At 65.5% G+C, this 10,977-nt stretch carries 8 protein-coding genes; all 8 read right to left on the reverse strand.

Going from position 1 to position 10,977, the window contains the following annotated elements; translation table 11 throughout:
• Position 1: 1 nt before the first annotated feature.
• Positions 2-793: an A24 family peptidase gene (locus R5W23_RS23485; protein ID WP_320688405.1), complete on the reverse strand. Its 792-nt coding sequence runs from the start codon at positions 791-793 to the stop codon at positions 2-4.
• A gap of 136 nt (positions 794-929) precedes the next feature.
• Positions 930-1,127 (reverse strand): Flp family type IVb pilin, encoded by a 198-nt coding sequence (locus R5W23_RS23490; protein WP_261188399.1) that lies wholly within the window; start codon positions 1,125-1,127, stop codon positions 930-932.
• A gap of 97 nt (positions 1,128-1,224) precedes the next feature.
• Positions 1,225-1,422: a Flp family type IVb pilin gene (locus R5W23_RS23495; RefSeq protein ID WP_320688407.1), complete on the reverse strand. Its 198-nt coding sequence runs from the start codon at positions 1,420-1,422 to the stop codon at positions 1,225-1,227.
• A 337-nt stretch (positions 1,423-1,759) separates the two neighbouring features.
• Positions 1,760-2,893, reverse strand: a complete 1,134-nt coding sequence (locus R5W23_RS23500; protein ID WP_320688408.1) for a phosphotransferase — start codon at positions 2,891-2,893, stop codon at positions 1,760-1,762.
• Between the two features lie 83 nt (positions 2,894-2,976).
• Positions 2,977-4,875: a secretin N-terminal domain-containing protein gene (locus tag R5W23_RS23505; protein ID WP_320688409.1), complete on the reverse strand. Its 1,899-nt coding sequence runs from the start codon at positions 4,873-4,875 to the stop codon at positions 2,977-2,979.
• 71 nt (positions 4,876-4,946) lie between these two features.
• Positions 4,947-8,480, reverse strand: a complete 3,534-nt coding sequence (locus R5W23_RS23510; protein ID WP_320688410.1) for a hypothetical protein — start codon at positions 8,478-8,480, stop codon at positions 4,947-4,949.
• 244 nt (positions 8,481-8,724) lie between these two features.
• Positions 8,725-9,507 (reverse strand): dienelactone hydrolase family protein, encoded by a 783-nt coding sequence (locus tag R5W23_RS23515; protein WP_320688411.1) that lies wholly within the window; start codon positions 9,505-9,507, stop codon positions 8,725-8,727.
• 345 nt (positions 9,508-9,852) lie between these two features.
• Positions 9,853-10,629 carry a phosphoribosylformylglycinamidine synthase I gene (gene purQ, locus R5W23_RS23520; RefSeq protein WP_261188403.1) on the reverse strand — a complete coding sequence of 259 codons (777 nt, stop codon included), beginning with the start codon at positions 10,627-10,629 and terminating at the stop codon, positions 9,853-9,855.
• Positions 10,630-10,977: the final 348 nt, after the last annotated feature.

A 10,977-nucleotide genomic window follows, 5' to 3' on the forward strand; every position in this document is an offset into this window, starting at 1 on the left:
GTCACCCCACAAGCAACAGCGCGTAGCCCAGGTACAGCAGGAACCCGACGCACAGCGGGATCCCGTAAGGGAGTTTGGTCCAGCGGCGGCGCCGCTCCTCCGCCCGCTTGCTCGCCGCGCTTACCTGACCGCTGCCGAACATCATCAGGTCGCCCATGATCTCCCTCACGATGCCCGCGTTCTGCGAGAACTGGCGGCGCACGAAGATGATGACCAGCCCGAACGCGCCGCCGGCGATCGCACCGAAGCAGAACGCCCAGAACACGACGCCCATTGCGTGCAGCGCGGGGCCGCCGGCCTCGGACGTGGTGGCACCGGTGCCGAAGAACGCCCCGACCCAGGCCCCGAACCCCATCTGCATCTTCACGTCACCCTCGCCGACCCCTCTGATGACAAGCATCGGGAGCAGCAGCGCGAACCCGAGCAGCGTGCCCAGTACCGCGAGGCCGAACCCGCCGGTCCCGGCCCCCACCGGGGCACCGAGGTCGTGCAGCGCGCCCAACATCCAACCGCTCAAGACCAGCGGCAGGGTGAGCCAGTTCGGCACCTTTAGCGCCCACCCGTCCACGAACGCGGCCAAGACCATGCCGGCGCAGATCACCACCAGCGGGCCGCCGTTGAGGCCCTCGGGCCAGATTGCGGCCCAGAGGAAATGGGACGCGATCCCGGCCGCCAGCCACGCGAGCGCGAGGAGCGGCATCTTGGCCATTTGGAGGACGAACGCGCGGTCGATCCCGAGCGAGTCGTCCGCGGCGGTGACCGGAGTCGGCAGGACGGGTGCGGCGTTACTCATTACAGGTTCTCGTGTCACGGGTTTGAGGTTACGGGCCGGGGGGCGCTCGTACCGGTGTGTTCGGCGCGCGACACGGGCCGGTGCCGCCGTAGCGTACCGGCCCGTGTCACGCCTGTGCGGTAATCCCGCAGGCCACTTAGCTGGCGGCGGTGCCACCGGTCGGCTTGATGGACGAGCCGACGAAGGAGAAGGTGCTGTTGGCGTTGGAGCCGAGGGTGGTGATGGCGGCGATGCACACCACGACGATGAGTGCCAGCATCACGGCGTACTCGACGGCGGTGGGGCCGTCTTCGGCCTTCAGGAAGTTCACCAGGCTCTTGGTCAGACTGCGCATGATCCGATCTCCCGTAAAAAGTTGGTAACCACCAGACCGACGCCGCACCGGGTTCCCCGCCCCGCACGGCGCCACGAACCGAAACCCACTCACCAGGTCAGGACCCCGAGCCGCCGGGTTTCACCCCTTGAAGGCTCAAATCGTTGTACATCGCGCTCGTCGTGCCGCCGATGTTGGTGATCGCCGCGACGAGCACGACGATGATCAGCGCCAGCATGACGGCGTACTCGACGGCGGTCGGACCGTCTTCCCCTTTCAGGAACTCGACGACCCGCCGTGTGAACCGGCCGAGCATGACATCTCTCCGTGTGCTGCGCGAGCCGGCCGGTCGCCGGGACTCGGTCACGCGGGCGTCGCTACCGGTCAACTCTTGGTGCCCCGGCCGCCACTTCGGCGGACCGGCGACCGAAAATCACCGGGCCGTCGTCTCGAAACCGAACCGGCGTTGCCAGACGACCCGTTCACACCCGAACCGTAGAGCGCGCGTCGGGGGTGTCAAATATCCGCGGCCGTCATTTTCAGCGGCTTTGACTGTTATTCCGACGGTGTCGGATTTATCGAACGCGCACTCCGGTCGTACCGGCCTCGTTCGACCCGCCGTTCGCTCAAACCGGGCACCGAAAGCAAACGATCTAGAAATGGACCAGATGTGAGACCCGACTGATCAGGTGTGTGAGGCGGTGGGCCAGCGTGACGGGGTTGGTGACCGGCTCCGCGCGCACGAAGAGGCGGAACAGCCAGCCGAGTAAAGAGCAAAGGGTGCCCGTGGTCGCGAGCAGCCGAACGAACTCGTTGGGCACGTCGAGCGGGCCGCCCGCGCGCCGGTACGCGCTCAACCCTTCCTCAAAGAGCGCGGGATCGGCTTCGGCGAAATCGCCGAGGAGCCGGGCAAGGTCGCCGGCCGGGGTATCGATCGCCATCGCTCCGTAATCGATAATTCCGGTAACGGCCGAACTCTGGAAAAGCACGTGCTCGCGTCGGAGGTCGCGCACACACGGCCGCACCCGGACCGGCCACGCGGCCCACGGTCGTAACGCCTCAACCGCCGCATCGGCACACCGACCGATCTCCGCAGCGGCACGAGCCAAGAGCGCATCGAGTTGTGGCGCAAGGGGTGGCAGAATCGTTCCGGCCGCGTAGAGCGCCTGATGGTCCACTAACAAGCGGAGGCGGGCTCCGACCGCGGGGCACGGGCGCTTCACCGGCTCGGCCGGGCACGCGAGGTGCAGTTGCGCGACCGCTTCGCACGCCGCCCGCGTCTCGGCCTCGCTTGGCTGGGGCGCTGGTGCCCCGGGAAGCCACCGGCACGCGTCCCAGACGCGCCCGACCGCGGAAACCGCGGTGCCGCCGAGCGTATTTCGTATCACGGTCGGTACGAACGGAAGTGCCGACGCAGGCGCAAGCCAGGAATGAACCTCTCGAACGCGTTCAAGCGTGGTGCTCAGCGGCCACCCTTTGAGGGCCACTTGTGGTACACCCGCTGAATCGTCCCCCCGCCAAACAACCGCACCGCTGAACCCGGCCGGCGCGGGATGCCACACCAACCCTGCGGTTGCGGGGCCGAAGTGGGCGACGGCCTCGGACGGCTGCGTATTAAATGAGGCGTTCACAGACGTGCTCCTGTGTCCCCCGGCTGATGTCACCCAGCGACATCGAGCGCGTAAATCCAGTCGCTTCGAGTTGGTTTGCGCGCTCGATGTCACGCGGACACAACTTAAAGCTACTGGATCTGGACCCAGGAGGAACTGCCAACGGGCGAGCCGCACGCTGCTCGCCCGTTGGTTAAATTATCACCAAATCGGGAACGTTGGGTCACTGCACTGTCGCAAGCGTCTGCCGGCTCTTCGACTCACTTCCCGGCCGGCTTTGACCCGACATCGTGAACGACAGGTATTGGGGTGAGCACCACGATCGTTTGTGTCCGCGCGCCGCTCTGAGGCGCTCCTGCTGCCGGCGCGGGCTCGGCAACAGGGACGGCGACCACGGCCGTGTGCCCGGCGGGAACCGCCACATGGGTCCGCACCTCATGCGTACACACCGTCGCCGGCACGAGCGTGGTGACGGGGAAGGCGGTTCCGGGGATGAACGCGGTCATCACCGTACCCGGTATGACCTTACCGTTCTGCACTTCCGTGGTCAGTTTCACGGTTTGGCCATCGGGTGCGAGGCACGGTGTGACGCGAAGTGCGGTGCCGGCAAATTTAGACTCGACCTTCCCGCCCGCGAGCGCCACCGGATAGTTTTGCCCGATTTGAACGTACCCTGTTTGATTGTCGGCGACCTGAACCTGCGGCCGGGACAACACTTCGCACTCGCCCTTTTCTTTCGCGGCCCGCAGGAAGGCGTTCAGCCTCTCGGCTTCGCGCGGGGTGAGCACGCACTCCGACGTGCCGCGTTCCGCCGTCAAACCGCACTTGGCCAGGAACCCGTCCGGCACGTCCACGATCATCGCTTGCACGACCGTCTGCGGCAGCGGCTTATCCAGTTCGGTGATCAGCTTGCCGATCTGCTCGACGGTGTCCTTGTCCCCGCTTACCAGAAGGCTGTTCGAAACCGGTTCAGCGACCAGCTTGGTCCCAGCCCGCTGGAACCGCGCACCGAGCACCAGCGCCGCATCGGCGGCAGCGACGCTCCTGAGCTTGTGAACGCTGTTCCTCAGCGGCGTGCCCGGCGCGGTGAGGTGCTTCTGGAACGCGTCGATGTCGAACGCTGTACGAACGGTCGCGAGCGCGAGGACTTCGAGTTCCGGTCCCGGCTTGTCCTTCCCGCGCCCCTCGGCCGCCTGCTTCCACGATCCGATCACAAGCGTCCCGCCGTTAGGAACAACGGCCGACCGCTCGACGCTCTCTTTGCGAACGTCCGGCGCCTGAACGAACTGCGTGAACGGTACCGGCTTACCCTGCGCCCCGCCCTCGAACACCGGAGTGATTTGCGTCGTTACCGGAATCAGTTCAACGTTCCCGACGAGTTGCGTGCGTGACACACTCGCTTCGACGTGAACGTAGTTGCGGTCGGCCGACACCACACCTTTCACCGTGACCGATTCGCCAAGGTGCACGGCCGTTTGCCGGGGCACCAGAACGGACGCCCCTTTCACCTTCGTGACATCCAGGCCGGTCACGAACGTCTGCGTGTTGCCGCACTTCGAGGTGGCCGTTTCGCTGGCCGCAGCGGTGATTCGCGGGAACGGCGTCACGCTCGCGTCGCGGTCGGCTTGGCTGGCGTCGAGCACCGCCCGGAGTTGCGCATCGGTAAGAACGGTATCGCGTGCCGCTTTCACCCCGGCCCGCTCAAACACGTTTGCCGGCGCGCGGACCAACCGAACGTCATAAACCAGGTTCATGACGGAGACCCGCCGCAACGCCTCGAGCAGGTCGCCGATCTCCGTAATCACGTCCGCGGTGTTCGTCACGACCAGCGCGGCACCGATGTCGTAGTATTCGACCTTTCCCGTGCCGCCTGCGCCGACCCACGAGTACGGCCGGACCATGCCCGTCACCAGTTTCACAAGCTTTTGTGCGTTTGACGGCTGCGCGGTAGCGGCCTTCTCGCCCTCAGGCGACAGAGACGGCCCGACCAGTTCCGTAACGGTAAAAACCTTCGTGACTTGTGGCTTGACTGGGGCTGCGGCCGGGGTTTCAGCGACTGTGGCCCATGCCCGGGGCGGCACCAGCGGACGAAGGTCTTCCGCCAGCGCGGGCAACGCAAATAGAACGGCGAGCGTTGCAATCAGTGTCCGGAACCGCATGCCAACCTCCGGGGGGGTAGGAACCGGCCGGAGCACATAGCACACCGCGTTAAAGCGACAAGGCGAACTTTCTACGGCTTCTTGCCGAACGGGAACGGGAACCCGCCCCCCTGCGGGGACGGCACGGCCGCGCCGGGGAACAGCTTCTTGATCTCGTTCTCGATCAGGTCCTTACCGGCGTCCTTTGCGCCCTCGCGGGCGAGCGCGGCGATCGCCGCGTTCAGCGCCTTCGGGTCCAGTTCGGGCTTGGTCAAAGTGCCCTTCAGCGGCACCTTCAGCACCTTCCCGGCGATCGCCTTTTGCAGCACCGGGTTGTTTTTCAGCAGCACGAACTCTCTGGGCATCGGCACATCGACGACGAGATCGAGCGACTGGTCGAACCCGACGGACCCGCTGGTGTGGAACGTGGTGCCCGAGATCCGCATCGCGAAGTTCTGGTGGTGGACCCGCCCGTTGGCGACCTGCACCGTTACGGCCGTCTCGTTGGCGAGGGTCATCGCGGTGTCCTTCGCGCCGAGCAGGTTTGCGACCTGGGCCGCGACCGGCGTGAGCCCAACGGTGGCGCGGTGGATCAGCAGCACTCCTTTCGCGGCCGTCTGATTCTGGTCGGCGAGCGAGACGAGGTTGTCCTCGATCGCCGCCGAGAACTCGCCTTCCGCCTGCACCGCCCCGGAGAACGCCGGCAGCGCGAACCTCAGCGCCCCGACCTGACCCAGCGAGCCCGTCGTGATCTTCGCGCGGTCGATAACCGCGCCTTTCGTAAACGTCACCGTGCCGGGGGCGGTTCCGAGGTTGATCGTCGGCTCGAGGGACGCTTTACCGCCCGCAACGGTGGTGTGAATGCGCTCGACCTTCACCACCCCTCTGGTCATCTTCGCGTCCACTTCCACCGCACCGACATCGAACCCGAGCGCGTTGAGCGTATGCCACCCGGCCGAACCCTGGCCGGACAGCCCCGCGAGCGTCCCCGGGACAGGCACCTTTGGCGCCGGGCCGCTTTTCGGTGCGGGGCGGCCTTTCGGCGACGGGGGGGCGGTAACCACCGCGACCGGCGGTTCGAGCTGGCCCGACAGTGCGAACCCGCGCGAGCCGGTGCCGGTCGCGGTGAACGTGTCACCGACGAACTTGCGCATCAGCGGGTTCAGCTGGTCCCAATCGTACCGCAGGGTGCCGGTCAGATTCACCTCGCCGGTGGTGGTGACCTTGGCCAGCGTCCCTTTCGTGTTGAGCACGAGGCCCGGGCGCTCGACCTTGGCACCGGCGAGCACGAGCGCCTCCGTGCCGTTGTCGTACTTACCCTCGGCCTCGAGTTGGAGCGCCGGCTCTTGCCAGACGAGCTGGTTCTTCGGGCCGTACCCGAAGCGCGTTACCGCGAGCGAGCCGCTGAACTCCGTGACGCTCCCCGCCGTGCGGAACTTGAGCGGCCCGGTGCCGGTGCCGTAGAGGGCCTCCGGCCCGTTCGGATCGGTGTACAACTTTACGGTGCGGCCGAGCCGGTTCAGGTCAACGGTGCTCTGCCCGCTTCCACTGATCACCGGGTCGCCCTTCGCGGGCACCTCGAAGGTGAGCGTGCCTTTGGCGACATTGAGCGTGTCCGACGTGACCGCCACGTTCGAGATGGTCGCGACGCGGTCGGCGCGGGTGAACACCAGATCCCCGGCCGCACTCATGCGCGGCTCGTCGAGCGCGACCCACCGCTCCAGTTTCGGCTTTGTGAGGGTGACCTGAAGCCGGTCCATCGTCACGCGATCGTCGGAAAACCGGGCCTTGCCCTGTGCGTCGATCGTCCCGGTGAACTCAAATGCCGGCATGCCGACCAGCACGTCGAGGCGGTCCTTCCAGCTCGCCACCTGCCCCTGAAGACGCACACCCGCGCTCCCGCTCGACAGCTTGGCGAGGTCCGCGACCGGTTCGGTGAGGTCAACCTCGAGCCGATCGCCGCCGGCGGTGAGCTTCATAGACGCGCCGGCGAGCGCGATCGGACCGTCGGCGGGGCGTGTTCCCTTGACATTCAACTGCGCGTTCAGCGCCGGCTCGCGCCAGCCCTTCCGGTTCTGATCGACGACCGCGAGGTCGGTGAGTTCGACGATCACCTCCGCGTTGAACGCATCGCCCGCGCTCCGGCGCACCGCGAGCGACGCGAACGCCCGCCCGTCAATCGTCCAGCCGTCGAGGTCCACGAAGTCCTTGAGCCGGGTGCCCAGCCGGCCGAGCAACACGTTGGCGGACAGCAAGAGCTTTTCGGAGTCGCTGGCCGCGTTGACGGACATGAACTCCGAGAAGCACACGAACTTCTCGAACGTCGGGAACCGTCCGCTCGCGTACCGCCCGACGAACTCGACCTTCAGCGGCTCGTCCCACACCACCGGCCGCGCCTTACCGTCCGGTCCCGGCGCCGTAGCTTTCAGCGCCGATGTACTCACCTTCCCGTCCCAAACGGTGCCGCCGTTCGCGGGATCAGTCTTGCTGGCGATTTTGACGCCGAGGCGCCCCTCATGCAGTTCAATGCCGCCTTTGAGCTTGAACAGCTTCGGCAGCTTCGCGAGAAGTTGGGCGGCGTTCACGTCCGCCTCGATCGACACGCCGGGCTGGTTGAGCAGACTCTCCGTGGCCTGCTCGGGGTCGAACACACCTTTCACGGAAACCGTGCCGGTGTCACATTTCAGGTCGAGCGACCGCACCTGTAAATTCCGCCCGACGAGTTCCACGTCGAGCGGCAGTGCGACCGAGTCGAAGCGCAACTCGTCACCCCTCAGCCACGGCGCGGAGAGCGCGAGCTGCGTCCCGTTCGCGGCGCCGGCAACGGCCACGGCGAGCCGCCCGCGGGCGTCCGTCTTCCACGAGAGCTTCAGGTCCGTTCCCAGCGCGCCCGAGAGCTTCAGCGCCGGGTCGGCTCGCTTTAGCAGTGGGGCGAACGTATCCAGCTTGAGACCTTTGCTCGTAACTTTCGCGGTGCCGGTTTCGCCGATCGTGGCGTCGACGTTCAGCTCACCGGTCGCGGCGGTGAGGCGCACCGCGACCGGTTCGGCCGCCGCCGCGGGCACGTCAACCGAACCCTCTATCCCCTCCACGCTCGTGCTCGTGTTCGTGTCGGCTTCCAGAAGCGTGATCGTGCCGCCTGTCACTTTCACATTCACCGCAACGCGGGCAGCGGAACCCGACTTCTCTTTCAGATACTCAGCGAACGCGCTTTCGACGTTTGTGCTCCATTTTTCGAACGTTACGTTGATCGTCGGGCGCTCGACCGTAAACGCCCCGGGGGCGTTCGGGGCAACTGCTATGTTTACGAGGGTCTTTTGCGACCGCAGTTTCGCGACGTTCACGACCGGTCGCCCGGACTCGTCCCGAACACTGATGTCACGGAGCTCAACCGGAGCGAACCACCCGAGCGACGCGCCCCCGACCTCGACCGAGCCCTTTACGTCGGCGAGCGCCTTCCGCGCGACCGCGTTACGAAGGGGGGTCTTCGCGACGATGGTTGGCGCCAACCACAGCACCAGTATCAGCAGCGTGAACAACGGGAGCAGCCGCTTCAGCCACCGTTTGGAACGCGAGCGTCTGGCCGCCGGCTGCGGCGCGGATGGGGTGACGGTCCCGGCGGACATGTGATACGCCTCCTGCAATCTGGGCGTGCGCTACCTTGCGCGTTTCATTCCATCGACTAACGTTAGCACAGCGCGCCAACGTTAGAGAAGTGCGTTCGTGGCCGCGAGATGGGAACACGCGGCACAATCGGTACGGGCACGAGACCAAGGATCAGGCCCCGTAGGGCGCCAAACCTCATTGAGCTTGGCGCCCCACGGGGCCGCATCCGCTCACTCCCACGATCACGGTTCCCGACTGCTGCGGTCAGCGACCGAGCGTGTCCTTGAACAGCGCGAGCATCTTCTTCCAGGAGTCCTCGTCGGCGTGCTTGTCGTATTTCATGCCCTTAATGTTGTGCGCGTCGGCACCGGGCACCGTGAAGCTGTGGACCACATCTGGGTAAGCCACGAACTCGTATTTGGTGCCGGCGGCATCGAGCGCCCCGCGGAAGTCCTTGATCGACTGTGCCGAAATGAAGGTGTCCGCTGCGCCGTGGCAGACCAGTAGCTTCGGCTTGATCGCTTTCGCTTCGGCCTCAGTCGGCTTCGGGAGCGCGGCGTGGAACGTCGCAACGGCTTTCAGATCGGCCCCGCCGTAAGCGAGCTGGAGGCAAGTGCTTCCGCCGAAGCAGTACCCGATGGCGGCGAGCTTGTCGCCGTCCACGTTGGGTTGTCCTTTGAGCTGTTTCAGCCCGGCCTCCGCACGGCCGCGCCACACCGTCACGTTCGCCCGCACCGCGCTGGCCATTTTGCCCGAGTCGTCCGGGTGGTTCACCACCTTACCCTCGCCGTACATGTCGGGCGCGAACGCGACGTAGCCGAGTTCCGCGAGTTGCTTGCAGCGCCCCTTCGCGTAGTCGTCCAGTCCCCACCACTCGTGGACCACCAGCACCCCGGGCCGCTTTTCCTTCACCGCATCGTCGAAGGCGAGGAACCCCTTGAGTTTGACCCCGTCGTAATCGTACTCGACGACCTTCGTGACGACCGCCGCTGGCGACGCGGTCGCGGTCAGAACGAGGGCCACCAGTGCCGTTGCGCTCCGCTGCATCGTGTGCTCCCCCAGTTGTCGGGCGAGCCGGTATTGTACGGACTCGCAGCGTGGGCTTTCCGACTCCCTGCGCGGCGATGTGCCTCAAAAGCTGGCCCCGCTGGTCGCCAGCGACTGGGGAGCAATGTGCCGTTGATCGACCCGTGGGTGGGTAGGGGAGGGGCGCGGACCCCGTACCGGCGAGCGACTGGTCATCACACGGGCCGCAAGCGGCCGGTTCCCTGCGGCTCAAACGGAAATCGCCAAGCCTGCCCCATCATCCGCGCCTCAACCCCGCGCTGGAGGGACGACGATGACACGATGTACAAGCTCAGCGGATGGGGATTTTAATTCTGGGAGACACACTCACTCTTTGAAAAACTCGACCGCGTTACGGAAGATGGCGAGGCCATCTCCTTCGGACTTCAGACCGCGGCGCGTCCACTGCGGGTGCTGGGTTGGGAACAAGTGCCGATCGGGGTGCGGCATCAGCCCTAACGCTCGCCCCGTGGTGTCACAAATCCCGGCGATGTCGTCCTGAGCGCCGTTCGGGTTGATGGGGTAGCCGCCGCGGGTTCCGTGTTCGTCAACGTATCGCAGGACCACCTGCCCGGATTGCTCGAGCCCCTTCGCAATCCATTCTTTCCGGCACACAAACCGCCCCTCGCCATGACCCACCGGCAGGTGGACCTGTTCCACCCCCTTCAGAAAGGGACACTTCCCTGGTGTGGCCCGGAGATGGATCCAGCGATCCTCATAGCGTCCCGAGTCGTTGTTCGTCAGCGTTGCGATCGGGCCGTCTTCCTCGTCCACCGGCATGAGCAACCCGGCCTTCAGCATCACCTGAAAGCCGTTACAAATGCCGAGAATGAGCTTCTCCTGATCGCGGAACTTCCGCATCGCGTCGCTCAGGAAGTGCTGAAGGTACAGGGCTTGAATCTTCCCGGCGCCGACATCGTCGCCGTAAGAGAAGCCGCCGGGCAGCACCAGAATCTGGTAATCGCGAAGGGCCTTCGGGTTTTCGCGCAGGGCGTTCAGGTGCAAACGAGTGGAAGGGGCGCCAACCATCTCGAACGCGGTCTGGACCTCGTGATCGCAATTGGTCCCGGGCGCCCGAAGGATCAGTGCGTGTGGAGTGGCCATGATGAAATGTCCGCGAAGGGGCGCCCTTTATGCTTGACCCGCGCATGTGGCGGGGACAAGATCGTTGTAACGTCTGGGTTCACTTCCATCTAGTGAGCCCGGAGGAATGGCCGACGATGTGGCAAATCACGCCACCGGCCCGGAGTGGGGCAGAAGCGGCACAACTGCTGAGAACTCTAAACCCTTGTATGCCAAGGGTTCTGGATCGTGTTCCCATTTTTTTTACCGGGCGCGTTGACACCCCCCACCCTGGCTCTTATCATTCCGTTACCACTGCACCGCGGTGGTGAATGAGACGCGAAGACGAGATGAGGCCTGACGGCTGAATTGAGCTTCGCCGATTAAGTT

This window comes from Gemmata algarum (assembly GCF_034097035.1).
Taxonomy (GTDB): Bacteria; Planctomycetota; Planctomycetia; order Gemmatales; family Gemmataceae; genus Gemmata; species Gemmata algarum.

Coding starts and splice junctions, on each gene's coding strand:
- R5W23_RS23515 (WP_320688411.1), bottom strand. CDS start 9,507: ATGCAGCGGAGCGCAACGGCACTGGTGGCCCTCGTTCTGACCGCGACC.
- R5W23_RS23510 (WP_320688410.1), bottom strand. CDS start 8,480: ATGTCCGCCGGGACCGTCACCCCATCCGCGCCGCAGCCGGCGGCCAGA.
- R5W23_RS23505 (WP_320688409.1), bottom strand. CDS start 4,875: ATGCGGTTCCGGACACTGATTGCAACGCTCGCCGTTCTATTTGCGTTG.
- purQ (WP_261188403.1), bottom strand. CDS start 10,629: ATGGCCACTCCACACGCACTGATCCTTCGGGCGCCCGGGACCAATTGC.
- R5W23_RS23490 (WP_261188399.1), bottom strand. CDS start 1,127: ATGCGCAGTCTGACCAAGAGCCTGGTGAACTTCCTGAAGGCCGAAGAC.
- R5W23_RS23495 (WP_320688407.1), bottom strand. CDS start 1,422: ATGCTCGGCCGGTTCACACGGCGGGTCGTCGAGTTCCTGAAAGGGGAA.
- R5W23_RS23485 (WP_320688405.1), bottom strand. CDS start 793: ATGAGTAACGCCGCACCCGTCCTGCCGACTCCGGTCACCGCCGCGGAC.